14 protein-coding genes are annotated in these 16,763 nt (G+C 68.5%); 6 read left to right on the top strand and 8 right to left on the bottom strand.

Features of this window, described 5'->3' with window-relative positions; translation table 11 throughout:
* Window positions 1-7 precede the first annotated feature (7 nt).
* Window positions 8-1,267 (top strand): hypothetical protein, encoded by a 1,260-nt coding sequence (locus tag AB0I34_RS35425; protein WP_360453847.1) that lies wholly within the window; start codon window positions 8-10, stop codon window positions 1,265-1,267.
* A gap of 1 nt (window position 1,268) precedes the next feature.
* On the opposite strand, the gene AB0I34_RS35420 is transcribed toward AB0I34_RS35425, so the two are convergent.
* The gene (locus AB0I34_RS35420) at window positions 1,269-1,883 is read right to left on the bottom strand and encodes a zf-HC2 domain-containing protein (RefSeq protein ID WP_360453844.1); all 615 of its coding nucleotides are present in this window, start codon (window positions 1,881-1,883) and stop codon (window positions 1,269-1,271) included.
* On the bottom strand, window positions 1,880-2,386 hold the full coding sequence (locus tag AB0I34_RS35415; RefSeq protein WP_360453842.1) for a sigma-70 family RNA polymerase sigma factor: 507 nt from the start codon (window positions 2,384-2,386) through the stop codon (window positions 1,880-1,882). The genes AB0I34_RS35420 and AB0I34_RS35415 overlap by 4 nt, the downstream gene beginning before the upstream one ends.
* A gap of 88 nt (window positions 2,387-2,474) precedes the next feature.
* Between AB0I34_RS35415 and AB0I34_RS35410 the strand changes: the two genes are divergently transcribed.
* Window positions 2,475-3,005, top strand: coding sequence for a hypothetical protein (locus AB0I34_RS35410; RefSeq protein WP_360453840.1), 531 nt, complete (start codon window positions 2,475-2,477; stop codon window positions 3,003-3,005).
* Here the strand turns inward: AB0I34_RS35410 and AB0I34_RS35405 are convergent.
* Together AB0I34_RS35405 and AB0I34_RS35400 are read right to left on the bottom strand one after the other, a co-directional pair.
* The gene (locus tag AB0I34_RS35405; protein ID WP_360453837.1) at window positions 2,999-3,502 is read right to left on the bottom strand and encodes a winged helix-turn-helix domain-containing protein; all 504 of its coding nucleotides are present in this window, start codon (window positions 3,500-3,502) and stop codon (window positions 2,999-3,001) included. The two genes, AB0I34_RS35410 and AB0I34_RS35405, sit on opposite strands and share 7 nt — an antisense overlap.
* Window positions 3,502-4,278 carry a helix-turn-helix domain-containing protein gene (locus AB0I34_RS35400; protein ID WP_360453834.1) on the bottom strand — a complete coding sequence of 259 codons (777 nt, stop codon included), beginning with the start codon at window positions 4,276-4,278 and terminating at the stop codon, window positions 3,502-3,504. Before AB0I34_RS35400 ends, AB0I34_RS35405 begins: the two co-directional genes overlap by 1 nt.
* Before the next feature lie 153 nt (window positions 4,279-4,431).
* On the opposite strand from AB0I34_RS35400, the gene AB0I34_RS35395 reads away from it, so the two are divergent.
* Window positions 4,432-8,454, top strand: a complete 4,023-nt coding sequence (locus AB0I34_RS35395) for a S8 family serine peptidase (protein WP_360453831.1) — start codon at window positions 4,432-4,434, stop codon at window positions 8,452-8,454.
* 6 nt (window positions 8,455-8,460) lie between these two features.
* Here AB0I34_RS35395 and AB0I34_RS35390 read toward each other — a convergent pair whose 3' ends face one another.
* Both AB0I34_RS35390 and AB0I34_RS35385 read right to left on the bottom strand, forming a co-directional pair.
* Window positions 8,461-8,997: a YbhB/YbcL family Raf kinase inhibitor-like protein gene (locus tag AB0I34_RS35390; RefSeq protein WP_360453828.1), complete on the bottom strand. Its 537-nt coding sequence runs from the start codon at window positions 8,995-8,997 to the stop codon at window positions 8,461-8,463.
* Between the two features lie 97 nt (window positions 8,998-9,094).
* Window positions 9,095-10,375: a phosphodiester glycosidase family protein gene (locus tag AB0I34_RS35385; RefSeq protein WP_360453825.1), complete on the bottom strand. Its 1,281-nt coding sequence runs from the start codon at window positions 10,373-10,375 to the stop codon at window positions 9,095-9,097.
* A gap of 172 nt (window positions 10,376-10,547) precedes the next feature.
* Between AB0I34_RS35385 and AB0I34_RS35380 the strand changes: the two genes are divergently transcribed.
* Complete coding sequence (locus AB0I34_RS35380) at window positions 10,548-11,474, top strand: AEC family transporter (protein WP_360453822.1); 927 nt, start codon at window positions 10,548-10,550, stop codon at window positions 11,472-11,474.
* Between the two features lie 4 nt (window positions 11,475-11,478).
* Here the strand turns inward: AB0I34_RS35380 and AB0I34_RS35375 are convergent, their stop codons facing one another.
* Both AB0I34_RS35375 and valS read right to left on the bottom strand, forming a co-directional pair.
* Entirely contained in the window at window positions 11,479-12,312 is an 834-nt protein-coding gene (locus AB0I34_RS35375) for a hypothetical protein (RefSeq protein WP_360453819.1), read from the bottom strand.
* A gap of 142 nt (window positions 12,313-12,454) precedes the next feature.
* A complete protein-coding gene (gene valS, locus AB0I34_RS35370; RefSeq protein ID WP_360453816.1) occupies window positions 12,455-14,995 on the bottom strand; it encodes a valine--tRNA ligase in 2,541 nt (846 codons plus the stop codon).
* Window positions 14,996-15,069: 74 nt separating this feature from the next.
* Here valS and AB0I34_RS35365 point away from each other — a divergent pair, with 74 nt between their 5' ends.
* Together AB0I34_RS35365 and AB0I34_RS35360 are read left to right on the top strand one after the other, a co-directional pair.
* Window positions 15,070-16,431 carry a folylpolyglutamate synthase/dihydrofolate synthase family protein gene (locus tag AB0I34_RS35365; protein WP_360453813.1) on the top strand — a complete coding sequence of 454 codons (1,362 nt, stop codon included), beginning with the start codon at window positions 15,070-15,072 and terminating at the stop codon, window positions 16,429-16,431.
* Window positions 16,428-16,760: a DUF4233 domain-containing protein gene (locus AB0I34_RS35360; protein WP_360453810.1), complete on the top strand. Its 333-nt coding sequence runs from the start codon at window positions 16,428-16,430 to the stop codon at window positions 16,758-16,760. The genes AB0I34_RS35365 and AB0I34_RS35360 overlap by 4 nt, the downstream gene beginning before the upstream one ends.
* The last annotated feature ends 3 nt before the right edge of the window (window positions 16,761-16,763 follow it).

Below are 16,763 nucleotides of genomic sequence, written 5' to 3'. Positions count from 1 at the left end.
GGGGATCATGAAGCTTTCCGCAGCTGCTGTCGCAGCCATCACGCTGCTGTCCTCTGCCGTACTCGCGGCTCCCAGTGCGGACGCGCACATCGCCGCACCGACCTGGGTGACCGCCAACAGTGTGTCGACCGGTGACCAGGACACGCCGTCGATCGCGACCAACCGCAACGGTTACGTGGCCGTGGCGTGGGAGGACGACCGCGACACCGACAACGCGACCGACAACGTGCACAGCGAGATCTTCGTGCGGGTGTACCACAACGGGACCGCGCTGTACGAGAAGAAGGTGTCCGCCGCCGGCAGCAGTGGGGTGACGAACTGGCGCCACCTGCACCCGGACGTCGGCCTGGACGACAAGGGCAACGCGGTCGTGGTGTGGCAGGACGACCCGGACGGCAACGGCTTCTACAACATCCCGTACCGCGTCCTGAACACCGCGGGCACCGTGACCGCATCGGGCAACGCCAACACCAGTGCCGACGGCCAGCAGATCAACCCGCGGGTGTCGGTTGATCCGGACGGCGCGCCGTCGAGTGCGGCGGTCGCGTTCACCGTGGTGTGGGAGGACATCCAGACCGGCACCCAACCGACGGTCAAGGCGGCCGGGTTCACCGGTCCGACGACGCGTGCCTGGGAAGTCACCGCGTCAACCGCGACCGGCCAGCACCACAACCCGGATGTCGCGGCGTCGGCCTCCGGCGATGCGGTTGTCGTCTGGGAGGACGACGGCGACGCCAATGCATCGTACGAGGTCGGGCTGATCCGGCTCGCCCGGACCAACGGTGCCGCCACGCTGTCCCGCCGGGTCGCGAACTCCAACACCACTGGTCAGCAAACGCATCCAGCGGTGGCGGCGAACTTCAACGGTGACTTCGCGGTCGCGTGGGAGTCTGACCACACCGGCACCGCGGGGTCCTGGACGCGCAACTTCACTTCGACCGGCACGGCCCGGTACGCCGACGTCCAGGTCGCGACCGGCGCCAAGGCACCGTCGATCGGCATCGACGACCAGGCCCAGACGGTCGTCGGCTGGACGGTTCAGGCCACCGACCTCGACGTCTGGGTGCGCGGCTTCGGCACCACCGGCACGGACACCGGCCGGCTGTCGGCGCAACGGCTCAGCTCGGTCCCGGACCTGCGCCAGGAACAGATGACGGTGGCCGTCTCACCGTTCGCCGAGGTCGCTGTCGCCTACACCGACGACAACGACGGCAACACGTACGACCAGATCTATCTGGGCACCGGAATCTCCAACAACAGCTGGTGATTCAACGCGTCTCCGGGGACACCGTGCTCAGCACTGTGTTCCCGGAGGTCACCACCTCGAGCCGCTCGATGTCCTTCAGCGCGATCGACGTACTCGCCGGGACCTTGGCCTTGTAGGTGCTCGTGGTCGCCCACCAGCCCGCGGTCTCGACGCTGCCGTCCCGGCCGTGGACGAGGAGCTCGCAGTGCTCCCCGGGCTTCAGATCGCTCATCCGCAGCTGGATGTCGGTACCCCAGCCCTTGCTGGTCAGCTCCGCCGTCGTGTCGATCCCACCCACGCCGTTCGTCGCCGTCCACGTCACCGAGTCCGGGGTGTCGATCGCCTGCCAGCCCACCACCCCGCCGGCCGCCACCACCGCGACAGTGGCCGCCGCAGCCAGGATCCACCGACGGGTACGTCGTACCGGACGTGGGGGCAGTGGGAGCGGCGCCGGATCCTCCGCCTCGAGGTCTTCGGGTGGAACGGAGTGCAAAAGGCCGGGGAGAGGTGCGAACTGGAGCAACGCCTCGCGGCAGGACGCACACGTGCGCAGGTGCTGATCAGTGGCGTGGCGCTCCGCGCTGTCCAGGGCGCCAAGGACGTAGGCCCCGATAGCGATGGTCTCCGGACACTTCATGACCCGGTCACTCCCCGTTCCTCCAGCGCGGCCCGCAACGCGTGCAGCGCGTAATAGCTCCTCGACTTCACTGTCCCGGGCGGGATTCCCAGGAGGACGGCGGCTTCCGCGACGGTCCGCCGCCGGTAGAACAGTTCGACGATCACCTGCAGGTGGTCGTGACTCAGCTCGTGCAGAACCTCGGCGACCTGCCAGGCCTGCAGGACCCGGTCGATGTCGTCGGCCTCGGCCGCCGGGTCGCGCCGCCCGTCCAACGGCACCTCGGTGACGCGGGCCACGCGTTTGCGCCGCCCGGAGATGACGAGGTTGCGCGCCACCGTGAACAGCCACGGACCGGCCCGTTCCGGATCCAGCTGGTCCGCATGGGTCCAGGCCCGGGCCATCGTCTCCTGCACGATGTCCTCGGCGTACTGGTGATCGCCGCCCACCGAACGCAGGACGTAGCCGAACAACGGTCGCCGGTACCTGTCGTACAGCGCGCGGATCACCGTTTCGTCATCCACACAAGGAGATACGCGCCAGAGCCGTCAAAGGTTCAACTGAACCATCTCCGGAGCGCGTGCGTAGTTGACCCGGAGAGGAGAACATCCCATGAGAGCTTTCAATCTGTTGCTCGGGGCAACCGCAGCGCTGGCGACGCTGACCGCGTGCGGTGCCGGTGGCGGCAACCAGCAGGCCGCCGGTGACCAACCTGCCCTCGCGGCGAACGGCGCCGTGTCGGTCAAGGACGTGACCGGCATCGGCCAGACCCTGGTCGATCCGGCCGGCAAGACGGTCTACTTCGCCGATCAGGAGGCCGGCGGCATGATCAAGTGCACGGCCGGCTGCCTGGAATTCTGGATGCCGGTCGAGGGAACGGACAGCGCGGCCAAGGCTATGGACGGTCTCGGGGTCGTCCAGCGGTCCGACACCGGCAAGAGCCAGCTCACCTTCCAGGGCAAGCCGCTGTACACCTTCCGCCTCGACACCGCGGCGGGCCAGCACAAGGGCCAGGACCTGACCGACGAGTTCGACGGCGCCAGCTTCACCTGGCACGCCGCCACCACCACGGCCGCGGCTCCCTCGCCGGCTCCGTCGACCTCGTCCGGCTCCGGCAACGGCAACGGGGGCTATGGCTACTGACCGCGGATCAGCCGGAGGTCCTTCCCGTCGACCAGGCGGAAGCCGAGACCACGCGCGGCGTCGATGTGGACCAGGACACCGGCCTGCCGCAGCTTGGCCCGGAGGCGCTTGATCACCGACTGCACGGCCGCGGGACCGGTGAAGTACGAACCGTCCCAGGCCCGGTCGTGTAGTTGCTGGTACGTCCAGATCCGGCCGGGCCGCTCCGCCAGGCACGCGAGAACCTTCAACTCGTGCGGTGTCAACGACAACGGCACGCCGTGCCAGGTCGCCTCATGATCGTCCAGGCGCAGACCACCTACGCGTACGACGGACGCGTCGCCGGCCGGATGGCCTCCGCCGGATCCGCGGAACTGGCGGAGGAACTGACCGGCGACAGTGGGGTCGGACGCGACGACGAGCACACCAATGCCGTCGAACTGAGCGGCGAGTCGGCTGCGCTCCTCGGGACTGCTGGCGATACAGACGACGACCGGGACAGCGGCGGTGGCGTCCATCAGCCCTGCTTCAGTGGTTCGGAGGCGCTCCACAACGTGTCGAAGAGGAACTCGAGTGCGGCCGCGAGTTCGTGGTTGCGGACGATGATCGCGACCACGCCGGTGACCCCCGGCGCGACCAGCGGCATCACCACGGTGTGCGCGTCGAACAGGGCGAACTTCATCGGCAGCGCACCCGGATACACTCGCGCCTGCTCGCCCTCCGACGTCCAGGACCGCAGGTTCTTCGCGACCACCGGATCGGCGAGGATCGAATTGTCGTAGATCGCCCGGGCCCGGACGCCCCGCCGGAGCGCGCCGAGCTCGGCCTCGTTCGAGCCGCCGACCTGGAGCGGTCCGCGGACGACCACGTCGATGCTCTCGCGTGCCTCGGACTGGAGCCGGTCGAACCGCTGACCGACCAGGCTCGGGGTGCGGAGGATCTCGACGAGTTCGCCGTCCGCGCCGGTGCTCTGCTCGAACAACTTGGACAGGTCCGGCAACACCTGCTCGACCTGCTGCTTGCGGTTCTCGAGCTCCTGCTGCTCGCGTTCCAGCAGTGCGGCCAAGGCCCGGTCCGGGGGAGCGGCGTGGTAGCGGCTGCTGTAGCCGGCGCCGGCGTCGATGAGTCCTTTGTCGACGAGGGAACGCAGTACCAGGTAGACACTGCTGCGCGAGGTCCCGGTCCGGTCGGCGATGGTCGCGGCGGGCAGTGGCGCCTCGCCGAGCAGACAGAGGTAGACCTTGGCCTCGGTCTTCGACAGACCCAGCTTTTCCAGCAACGACTCCGTGTCCATCTGGCTCCCTCCCGACGTCCTGGCTCCAGTCAACAAGTTCTCCAGTCGCTGGACGACATCTGCCCACAAAGTGCCGACAGTTTGCCCCGCTTTCTGCCGCCGAGGCGACATAAAGTCACCGGCCACCCTGCCATTTCCACGGAAGGTCGGCATATGAGAATCCGGGCGGCCGTCATCGCCTGCATCGCACTGCTAGCAACCTTGCTCAGCACCCCGGCCCGGGCGAATCCAGCGGAGGCGACACCGCCGGCCGGGACGCCACGGGCGGACAAGATCCAGCCGGCACTACGGGACCAGTTGACCCGCAAGTCGGTCGCTCCCGTCGCCTTCTGGGTCCGGTTCGGCACTCAGCCGGACCTGTCGAAGGCCGCCGCCATCGACGACTGGAAGGCGCGTGGCACGGCGGTCGCCGAGGCGCTGCAGCGCGCCGCCCAGTCGTCGCAACACGACATCCGGGCCCAGCTCGACGCGGCTGGGACGTCGTACCAGGCGTTCTGGGCGACGAACGCGATCCGCGTCACCGGCGGCAGCTTGGCGATGGCCGAGCAACTCGCCGCGTCGGTCGACGTCGAGGGGCTGTACGCCACGACGTCGTACCAGCCGCCCAAACTGGACAAGAAGACCGCGGCGGCGAAGGAGGCCGCGGCGGTCGAGTGGGGTATCGCGAACATCAACGCCGACGACGTCTGGAACCAGTACGGCGATCGAGGCGCCGGGATCACCGTCGCCAGCATCGACAGCGGTGTGCAGTACGACCATCCCGCCCTGGTCCAGCAGTACCGCGGCACGAAGCCGGACGGGACGTTCGACCACAACTACAACTGGTTCGACGCGGCCGGCACCTGCGGACCGGTGCCGTGCGACCACGACGGTCACGGCACCCACACGATGGGCACGATGATCGGCGCCGACGGCATCGGAGTCGCACCCGAGGCGAACTGGATCGCGGCGAACGGGTGCTGCCCGAGCGACGCGTCGCTGATCGCGTCGGGCCAGTGGATGCTGCAGCCGACCGACCTCGCCGGGCAGAACCCCGACGCCGGCCGTCGCCCGCAGATCATCAACAACTCCTGGGGCAGTGAGACACCGTCGAACGATCCGTTCATGGAGGACATCACCAAGGCGTGGGCGGCGTCCGGCATCTTCGCGGTGTGGTCCAACGGGAACAACGGCCTCAGCTGCCACACCAGCGGCTCACCGGGCAGCCTGGCGTCGAACTACTCGACCGGCGCGTACGACGTGAACAACACGATCGCGGACTTCTCCAGCCGCGGCGGCGGCCAGGACGGTGTCACCAAACCGAACCTGTCCGCACCTGGTGTCGACGTCCGGTCGTCCGTTCCGGGCGGCTACGCCTATGCCAGTGGTACCTCGATGGCCGCACCACACGTGGCCGGCTCGGTAGCACTGCTGTGGTCGGCGGCCCCTGGGCTGGTGGGTGACGTCGACGCGACGCGCGCCCTGCTCGACGGGAGCAGTGCGGACACTCCGGACGGACAGTGTGGCGGGACAGATGCCGACAACAACGTGTACGGCGAGGGCCGGTTGAACGCGTTGGCGTTGGTGGACTCCGCACCGGTGGGCGACACCGGAACGCTGGCCATCGCGGTGACGGACTCACGGACCGGCAAGGCGATTCCGTCGGCCGGGTTGAAGATCAGCGGGCCTGTCAGCCGGGAGCGCACGGCCGGCGACGACGGGAAGTACTCGCTGCCGCTTCCGGTCGGCACGTACAGCGTCGCGGCGTCCTCGTTCGGGTACGACGGCGGGACCGCGCAGGTGACTGTCACCGCGGCGAAGACGACTCAGGTGGCGGTGCGGCTGCGCTCGCTGCCGCGGGTCACAGTGTCGGGAACGGTCGAGGACGGATCCGGTCAGGGCTGGCCGTTGTACGCCAAGCTCACGGTCGACGACGTGCCGGGTGGAGTCTTCTACACCAAGCCGGAGAACGGTCGCTACAGCTTCGAGTTGCCGGCCAACGCGTCGTACAGCTACAAGGTCGAGGCGGTCTATCCGGGGTACCGGGCCGGCTCCGTGGCGATCGATGTCCGCGGAAAGGATGTCAGGCGGGATGTGTCGCTGACGGTTGATCCGGACTCGTGTGTTGCCCCTGGCTACAGCTATGCCGGAGTCTCGACGGACTTCGATGACGGTCAGCCGGCTGGGTGGACCAACAACGGATGGCGGTTCGACGATCCGTACCGGACGAGGAACCGGACCGGCGGCAACGGCGGGTTCGCTATCGGGCAGACGCCGGGCAATCCAGTCGTGCTCGACGCGAGCCTGGTGTCGCCGGCACTGGATCTGCGCGGGCGGAAGTCGCCGGTGATCACCTTCCGCCAGAACCTGCAGTCACTGAGCGAGAACAGCGACGTCGATCTGAGTCTGGACGGTGGCACGACCTGGCAGACGGTGCTGGACCAGCCGGATGACGTACAGCCGGAGCGGACCGTCGTACCGATCCCGCAGGCCGCCGGTAAGGACGGCGTCCGGGTCCGGTTCCACTACTGGGACGCGAAGTACAACACCTACTTCTGGCAGGTCGACGACGTGTTCGTCGGGGACCTGACCTGCGGTCCGGTAAACGGGGGTCTGGTGCTCGGACAGGTCAGTGACCGGAACACCGGTGCGGTGCTCAACGGCGCATCGGTTCAGCTTGCGGATCGGACCGTCCGGACCGCGGCGACGCCGGCCGATGGCGGAGTGGGCGACGGCTTCTACTGGATGTTCTCGCCTGCCGGGCGTCAGACGGTGGGCACGAGCTTCGTCGACTACCAGGACAGCTCCGAGCGGGTGCAGGTGCAGAGCCGGCGGATCAGCCGGGTCGATCTCCGGCTGTCGGCCGGGGAACTGTCTGTGAAACCTGGTGCCGTGACCATGGACGTCAAGGCGGGCGGCGTCGCGACAGCCCGGTTCACGGTGCAGAACACCGGGACCGCTGCGGCCAACGTCAGCTTCGGCGAACGGCAGGTCGTGGCCGCCGGCAACAGCGCCTTGGTTGCTGGCAGCAACAGTGTGGCCAGGGTGGCAGGTGACTACTCACCGTTGGCACTGTCACGCGATGCCTTGGATGGGAACGGCCACGGGTCCGGGGCGCCGGCGGCCGGGCCGTGGGTCGATCTGACTCACTACCCGACCCGGATCATGGACAACACCGTTGGTGAGGTCGGCGGGCTGGTGTACTCCGTCGGCGGCGTCGACGGGCGGCTGACCACCGCGAAGGGCTATGTCTACAACCCATCGACGCAGGAGTGGTCGCCGATCGCGGATCTTCCGGACGGCCGGGAGAACGCGGCCGGGGCGTTCATCGGTGACACCTTCTACGTCAGCGGCGGCTGGGGTCCCGACCTCGTCCCGTCGAAGGGCACGTTCGGCTACGACCGTCGTACCGACACCTGGACGCGGTTGGCCGACGCGCCGGACGCTCAGGCGGCCGCGGGCCGGACGGTCCTGGACGGCAAGCTGTATCTGGTCGGCGGATGTTCGAACGCGTGCGACTCGAGGAACGTCCGGCGGTACGACCCGGCCACCAACACCTGGGACGTACTCGCGGACTACCCGGAGCCGGGCGGGCATCGGGCCTGTGGAGTGCTCGAGGGGAAGGTGTACTGCGCCGGCGGGATCCGGCGCGGTGGGGCCATCTCGCAGAGCACGTTCGCGTACGACCCGGCGACGAACGTGTGGACGAAGAAGGCCGATCTGCCGATCGACCTGTGGGGGATGGGCTACACCGAGTCGTACGGACGGCTGCTGGTCTCCGGCGGGATCACCACCGTGGTCTCCGGTGGCGGCACGACCGGTGCCATCACCAACGAGGGGTTCTCCTACGACCCGGCGACCGACCGGTGGTCCGCGCTCGCTCCGTCCCGGCATGTCCTCTACCGCGGTGGTAGCGCGTGCGGGCTGAACCGGATCGGTGGATCGGCCAAGTCCGGGTTCATCCCGGTCGACTCGGCGGAACAGTTGCCGACGTACGGCGCGTGTGGCGAGACGGATGTGCCGTGGATGTCGGTCACCGGTTCACCGACGACGTTGGCTCCGGGCCGGAGCGTCACGGTGACGGTGCGGGTGAACGCCGCTGGTCTGAAGGCCGGTGCCTACTCGGCGGGTGTTTGGATCGGGGAGAACACGCCGTACCTGGCCAAACCGGTGGACGTCACGCTGCGGGTCCGCTGATGGTGCTCAGCGGGAGAACAGTCCGGTGAGGCGGCCGCGGGTGAGGGTTCTGTCGTCGATGGCGTTGAGGGCTTCTTCGAGGTCGGCGCCGTTGGGGAGGGCGGTTGCCTCGGAGAGGGCGTAGATGGTGAAGCGGTAGTGATGTGTGCCGCTCGGCGGGCAGGGGCCGTAGTACTTGGCCCCGCCCGCCGAGTTCTTCGCTTGTCTGGCGCCGGGCGGCGTTTCGCCTTCTGCGAGGGAGGTTGTGGTCGGCTCGAGGTCGAGCAGGACCCAGTGAGTGAACGTGCCGCGGGGTGCGTCCGGGTCGTCGACGACAACGGCGAGGGCGCCGGCGTTCTGCGGCACGTTCTTCCACGCGAGTGGCGGTGAGACGTCGTCGCCGTCGCAGGTGTACTTGCGCGGGATCGAACCGCCCTCGCGGAACGCCTGGCTGGTCACGGAGATGCTGGCGGGTGCGGTTGTGGCCGGTTCCTTCGTCTGGCCGCCGCCGCATCCGGCCGTCCCGAGGAGGACGGTCGTGCACAGCAGCAGCCGTAGTCGCACCCGCTCAGCGTCTCACGAACGTGCGAGCCTTCTCAGTGCTCAGTGCTCAGTGCTCAGTGCTCAGTGCTCAGTGCTCAGTGCTCAGTCGTCAGGATGCTCAGTGGCCGGGGACGAAGACGATCGCGTCGCCGACCGCGCGCTCGGCGCCGCCGGTACCGCTCGGGTGGTTGACCAGGGTGCCGTCCTGCAGCGCCATCGCGGTCGACCCGCCGCCGTCCAGGTTGATGGAGTTCCGCAGCCCCAGCGACTGCGCGACCGCGGCCGTCTCGTCCATCGTCGTCCCGACACTCGTGGTCTGCCGTCCGTCGAGCGTCGCGAGCACGATCTTGCCGTCCGGCGTCGTGCCCGCGATCGTCCGCGGGTTCCGGTCGAAGAAGCTCCCGGACCCGTCCGGTACGACGATCTCGCCGTTGGCCGTCAGCCGGTAGCGACCGGTCACGCCGTACAGGCCGCTGCGCAGCGGGACCTTGTCGCCGTCCTCGTTCGACACCTTGAGGTCGCGGTCGAGGCATCCGCCCGACGCCACGTTCAGCAGCGCGACGGTGTCCTGCCCGGTCGCCTGCAGCGACGTCTGGCCGGCCTTCAGGCTCGTGCCCCGCGTCGTCGCGGTGCTGACCACGCAGCCACGCCGGTCGAGTACAACCTCGACGCCCGCACCGGCCGGAGTCGCCGCGGCGAACTCGGGCGTGAACAGTACGACGTCACCCGGGGACGCGCAGGTGGTCTGGTCCGGCAGGCTCGCGCAGTCGGCCGGGATCACCGGCCGGTGGTTCACGAACTCGAGCGGTAGTTCGGCGTGTGTCGCGCGGTTCCGCACCTCGCCCGACCACTGCAGGTGCCCGGCGATCACCTTGTTGCTCTTGGCATCGATCAGCAGGTTGGCCTCGGCCGGGTCGGTCAGCGGCTCGCTCAGCAGCTTGCCGTCGGAGATGCCGAGGCCGACCGGGTCGCCCGGGTACAGCGGGTCTGCGGTGAAGGTGAAGAACGACGCGTTGACGCCGGCCACCGCGCCCGCCGACCGGACCAGGTCCGAGGTCTTCTCGACCCTCGCGAGATCCGGCCCGTACGTCGCCTGCAGATGGCCCTTCGCCTTGCGGGGATCGATCGTCAGCACGCTGACGACCCACGGTCCCCGGGTCGTCGTGTTGATCTGGTCGGCGGGGGCCGGTTCGGTCCCGCGCACGATCCGCGTCAGCGTCACGCCGCGCGCCAGCTCCTGGCTGCTGCGGGTCTCGGCCAGATCAGGGTCGCCGAGCGGCAGTCCACTGCCGCCGGCGGTCGCGGCGGTCGCGTTGAGGGGGAGTGCGACGCCGATCGTGGCGGCCGCCACGACCACGGTCGCCAGCGCACCACGCACAGTTCGAGGGGAAAGAGTCATGGTCACCATCCTGTTCGTCGATGGTGGAATCTTTCCGCTCAAGGCGCTGTCTCGTCAGCATCTGACAGGTTAACGGTTTCGTCACCTGTCCGAGGACTGAGCGGGGCGGGGGCGGGGGATGCGTTGTCATCTACGATCCGCACGTGCCGACGTCCTCGAGTGCCTGACCGCGATGTCCGCTGTCGTCGGTGCCTTCGTCGCGTTGGTGTCTGTTGCGGTGCTGGGGTACGTCGTCGGACTGATCGGCGTACTGCGGGCGCAGGACGAGTTGGTTTTGTCGCGGATGGCGTTCTTCGTGGCCACGCCGGCGCTGTTGTTCACGACGGTGGCGCGGGCGGACCTGCACGCGATCTTCTCGGTCGTCCTGCTCACCAACGTGGCCAGTCTGTTCGTGGTGCAGTTGGTGTTTCTGCTGGTCGCTGCGGTGATCTGGCGGCGGACGAGATCTCAGGCGACGATCGGTGTCCTCGCGTCGTCGTACGTGAACGCGGGCAACCTCGGCGTACCGGTGGCGGCGTACGTGCTGGGAGACGGGGCGTTGGTTGCGCCGATCGTGTTGTTCCAATTGCTGGTGATGGCTCCGGTGGCGTTCGCCGTACTGGACGGTGATCGGCAGGGATCCGGGCGGCGGGTGTCGTTGCGGGCCGTGGTGACGCGGCCGTTGCGGAATCCGTTGACCGTGGCGTCGCTGCTCGGGCTGCTGGTGGCTGCGCTCGGTGTGCAGCTGCCTTCGTTGCTGATGCGGCCGATCGACCTTGTGGCGGCTGCTGCGGTGCCGGTCGCGTTGGTGGCGTACGGGCTGAGCTTGAGTGGCGGAACGAAGGACTCGATCAGCCTGCGGCGGGACGTCGTACTCGCCGTGGTGCTCAAGACGGTCCTGCAACCGATCGCCGCGTATGTCTTCGGACGGTGGGTGCTCGACCTGCACGGGATCGCGCTCCTCGCGCCGACCCTGCTGGCCGCACTACCGACTGCCCAGAACGTCTACGTGTACGCCGTTCACTACCGCAGCAGCCGGACTCTCGCGCGGAGTGCCGTGCTGATCAGCACGCTGCTGTCGATTCCGATCATGACCGCGATCGCCGGATTGCTCAGCTGACCGGTCACTTCATCGCGTTGAAGGCTTCCTCGGCGACCGGCGCAACTGCGTCGACGGCCACGCCGTCGTTGCCCGATTGGGCAATCACGGTCAGCGTGTTGGAGCCGCGGTAGCACTGGGTCGGCAGGTTGCCGGCCGACTCGACGCAGGTGGCGTGGCCGACTCGCTTGATCTGGTCGGGGGTGGCACCGGAGTCGGCGAGGGTCTTGTCGATGTCGACCTTGCCGCGCAGGGCGATCACCACGAACATCCGATTGCCGTCAAGGTTCCCGTACGCCTCGACCGTTGCCTGCTTCCCGTCGTTGATGCGGCTCAGCGCCTCGCGGGTCTGGTCCAGCTGGAGCTGTCCGCGGATTTCCTGATCCGTGATCCGGTCAAGACCCGCGAGCTTGGCCGGCGGGGTGATCCCGCGCTCCGTGTTCAGCCTGTTGAGCGGCCCGAGGCCCCAGATGTAGCCCAGCAGCGCCAGCACCAGCAGCACGACCAGGATCCCGCCCACAGTCACCCAGGGACCCCGGCGAATCCGCCGCCACCACTTCTTCTTCGCGACCTTCTCCCCAGCCGCGACCTTCTCCCGAGCCGCAGCCTTCTCCCCAGCCGCGACCTTCTCGCCAGTCGCAGCCTTCTCCCGAGTCGCGCCCTTCTCCCCAGCCGCAGCCTTCGCAGGCGCATCACCCTTCTCGCCCGTCCCAGCCTTCTCACTCGCAGCAGCCGTCTCCGCATCGGCCTTCGTGGGCTTGGGGTCCTCGACCTTGGCCAGTTCTGCGGTGTCCGCCATGTCGGCGGCCGTGGTGGTAGAAGCCTTGGACGTGGGGTCCGGGGTGGTGGGGTCGCTCATACAGGCTCCTCAGGACTGGCAGGACGCACGGTTCGGCCCGATGGTGTCACATCGGAACAACGTGATTCCGCAGCGTAGTCGTTGTCTGCAAACGAATGGTGCCCGCCTTCCCGACGGGAGACGGGCACCATCCAAGTACAACTCAGAGCGTCGCGACCACGGTGACCGAGTCGGATTCGTCCGCATGCCAGACAATCTCACCGGTGATCCGGCCCGCGGCCCGCAGGTCGGGCTCCGCCCGCTCCGCCAGCGTGAGCCGGGCGGCCGGGCCGCTGACCTCGACCTTGCTGACCTCGGTCTTCATCGAGACCTGCGCAGCGGACTTGGCCCCGCGGATGCCCGCAAGCACCTCGGAGACCGCATCCAGCACCTCGGGCTCCTGCGCCGCGACCGTGAGGTCGACATCCGGCTCCGGCCAGCGGGTCAGGTGGATCGAACCCTCCTGCCACCACGACCACACCTCTTCGGTCGCGAACGGCAGGTACGGCGCGAGCAGCCGCAACTGGACCGACAACGCGACAGCCAGCGCTGCCTTCGCCGAGGCCGCGCCGGCGTCACCCTGACCGCCGTACGCGCGCTCCTTCACCAACTCGACGTAGTCGTCGCAGAACGTCCAGAAGAACCGCTCGGTGACCTCGAGCGCACCGGTGTAGTCGTACCGCTCGAAGGCGGCGGTCGCGTCGGTGACAACCGACCGCAGTTGCTGCAGCATCGCCAGATCGACCGGCTCGGTGACCGCCGCCGGGTCCACCGTCGACGCGCCGAAGCTGAGCACGAACTTCGACGCGTTCAGGACCTTGATCGCCAGCCGGCGACCGACCTTCATCTGCGACTCGTCGAACGGCGAGTCCAGCCCCGGCCGCGCCATCGCGGCCCGCCACCGGACCGCATCCGAGCCGAACTTGTTCAGGATCTCGGACGGGACGACCGCGTTGCCCTTGCTCTTGGACATCTTCTTGCGGTCCGGGTCGACGACGAAGCCTGAGATCATCGAGCGCGCCCATGGGAGCGTGCCGTTCTCGAAATGCGCCCTGACGATGCGGGAGAACAGCCAGGTCCGGATGATCTCGTGGGCGTGTGTGTTCAGGTCCATCGGGAACGTCCGGGCGAACAGGTCGTCGTCCCGCTCCCAGCCACAGACGATGTGCGGGGTCAGCGACGAGGTGGCCCAGGTGTCCATCACGTCGGGGTCGGCCTCGAACCCGCCCGGCTTGCCGCGCCGGCTCTCGTCGTACCCCCGCGGAGCCTGCGAGGTCGGGTCGATCGGTAGCTCCGCCTCGCTCGGCATCAGCGGGTGGTCGTAGTCCGGCTCACCCTCGGCGTCGATCGGATACCAGACCGGGAACGGGACGCCGAAGAAGCGCTGGCGGGAGATCAGCCAGTCGCCGTTCAGGCCCTCGACCCAGTTCAGGTACCGGTGCCGCATGTGCTCCGGGACCCAGGCGAGCTCGTTGCCGCGCTCGATGAACTCCTGCTTGAGGTCGGCGTCCCGGCCGCCGTTGCGGATGTACCACTGCCGGGTCGAGACGATCTCGAGCGGCTTGTCGCCCTTCTCGAAGAAGTTCGCCATCCGCTGGGTCGGCTTCGGCTCGCCGTCCAGGTCCCCGCTCTCGCGCAGCTTCGCGACGATCAGCTCGCGAGCGCTGAAGACGGTCTTGCCGGCCAACTCGGCGTACAGCTCCGAACCCTCCAGCCACGGCGGCGTGTCCCGCAGCAGCCGGCCGTCACGGCCGATGACGGTGCGGACCGGCAGTTGCAGCTCGCGCCACCAGAGGATGTCGGTCTGGTCACCGAACGTGCAGCACATCGCGATTCCGGCGCCCTTGTCCATCTCGGCGGCCTCGTGCGCGAGGACCGGGACCTCGACCCCGAACAGCGGCGTCTTCACGGTGGTCCCGAACAGGTGCTTGTAGCGCTCGTCGGAGGGGTGGGCGATCAGCGCGACACAGGCCGGGATCAGCTCGGGCCGGGTGGTCTCGATGTAGATCGGGCCGTCCGCGCCGTGGAACGCGATCCGGTGATAGGCACCGGCGTACTCCCGGGCCTCGAGCTCGGCCTGGGCGACCGCGGTCTGGAACGTGACGTCCCACATCGTCGGCGCCTCGGCCAGGTAGGCCTCGCCACGGGCGAAGTTGCGCAGGAAGGCACGCTGCGACGTACGGCGGCTGTCCTCGGAAATCGTGGTGTAGAGATACGACCAGTCGACGCTGAGGCCGACCTGCCGCCACATCGCCTCGAACGCCTGCTCGTCGATGTGGGTGAGCCCACCGCACAGTTCGACGAAGTTCTGCCGGCTGATCGAGACCTGCTTCTTCGGGTCAGGCTTCGCCGGCGGCGTGAACTCCGGGTCGAAGGGCAGGGTCGGGTCGCAGCGGACGCCGTAGTAGTTCTGGACCCGGCGCTCGGTGGGCAGGCCGTTGTCGTCCCAGCCGATCGGGTAGAAGACCTTCTTGCCGCGCATCCGCTGGAAGCGGGCGACCAGATCGGTGTGGGTGTAACTGAAGATGTGCCCGACGTGCAGGGACCCCGAGACCGTCGGCGGGGGCGTGTCGATGGAGAACACGTCGGCACGCTCGGCGGTGCGGTCGAAGGCGTAGGTCTGCTGCTCCTTCCATACGGCCGCCCACTTCTCCTCGAGTCCTTCGAGGCTGGGCTTGTCTGGAACGCGGGACGTCTGGCTCATGCGCACAATCGTAGTGGTTGTCAAGGGGTGCTCCGACCGCTTTATCCACAGGGCTCACTAGACTCGGTCTCCTGATGAGCGACCTCACCTACGCCGATGTGTCGGCACGGCTCCAGCAGCGCTGGCCGGAGCACAAGATCGAGCCCACGCTGGACCGGGTCCAGCGGCTCGTCGAGCTGCTCGGCGACCCGCAGAAGTCCTACCCCGTGGTGCACCTGACCGGGACCAACGGCAAGACCTCCACCGCGCGGATGATCGACACCCTGCTCCGCGAGGCGGGGCTGCGGACCGGCCGGTTCACCAGCCCGCACCTGGAGTCGGTCCGGGAGCGGATCACCCTGGACGGCGAGCCGATCAGCGAGGAGCGCTTCACCGAGGCGTACGCCGAGATCGCGCCGTACCTGGACGTGGTCGACGCCGAGCAGGAGCACCCGCTGTCGTTCTTCGAGGTGATGACCGCGATGGCGTTCGCGGTGTTCGCCGACGCTCCGGTCGACGTGGCCGTGATCGAGGTCGGCCTGGGCGGTACCTGGGACTCGACCAACGTCGCCGACGGGACCGTCTCGGTGATCACCCCCGTCGCGGTCGACCACGCGCACATCCTCGGCGCGGATCCGGTCACCATCGCCCGGGACAAGTCCGGCATCATCAAGCCCGGCGGTACGACGGTGATGTCGCAGCAGAGCCTGGAGGTCTTCGAGGTGCTGCTGACCAAGGCCGCCGAGGTCGGCTCGCAGGTCGCCCGGGAGGGGATCGAGTTCGGCCTCACCAGCCGCTCGCTCGCGGTCGGCGGGCAGGTGATCTCGATCAAGGGACTCGGCGGTGAGTACGAGGAGATCTTCGTCCCGCTGCACGGTGAGTACCAGGCGCACAACGCGGCCACCGCGGTCGCTGCCGTCGAGGCGCTGCTCGGCGCCGGGCCGGAGCACGAGGACCGCGTCACCACCGAACTGTTGCAGGCCGGCTTCGCACAGGTCACCAGCCCGGGCCGGATGGAGGTCGTCCGGACCAGCCCGACGATCATCGTCGACGCCGCGCACAACCCGCACGGGGCCGAGGCGACCGCGGCCACCGTTTCCGAGGCGTTCGCGTTCCAGCCGCTGATCGGCGTACTGGGCTGTATGAAGGACAAGGACGTGTACGGCCTGCTGGAGGCGTACGAACCGATCATGGAGACGGTCGTGTGCACCCGGAACAGCTTCGTCGAGCGCTCGATGCCGGCCGAGGAACTGGGTGAGTTGGCGATCGAGGTGTTCGGCGAGGACCGGGTGCTGGTCCGGCCGCACCTGATCGACGCGATCGACGACGCGATCCGGCTGGCCGAGGAGAACGCGATCGCCATGGGTACGGGCGGCGTACTGATCACCGGGTCTGTCATCACCGCGGGCGAGGCGCGCACGCTGCTGGTCCGCAAGCCGAAGCAGGCCGACCAATGAGGTCGCTCGCCTCGATCGTGCTCGGGTTCGAGTCGCTGGTGCTGGCGCTGGCCACGCCGGTGATGATCTCCGTCGCCGACGTCCGGCCCGCGGTGGCCCTGTCCGTCTGCCTCGGGCTGGCCGTCCTGGCGATCGTCGCGGCCGGGCTGCTGCGCAACCAGGTGGGCTACATCCTCGGCTCAGTGGTCCAGGTCGGCGCAATCGGCCTCGGCTTCGTCGTACCGGTGATGTTCGTGCTCGGACTGGCGTTCGCGGGCTTCTGGGTGGCGGCGTTCGTGCTCGGCCGCCGGATCGACGAAGCGAAAGCCCAGCAGGCGCAGCAGGGGTAAAAC

The sequence above is a fragment of the Kribbella sp. NPDC050281 genome (genome assembly GCF_040655855.1).
In the GTDB taxonomy this organism is placed as follows: Bacteria; Actinomycetota; Actinomycetes; order Propionibacteriales; family Kribbellaceae; genus Kribbella.
This window is presented reverse-complemented; position numbering and strand designations above follow the sequence as displayed.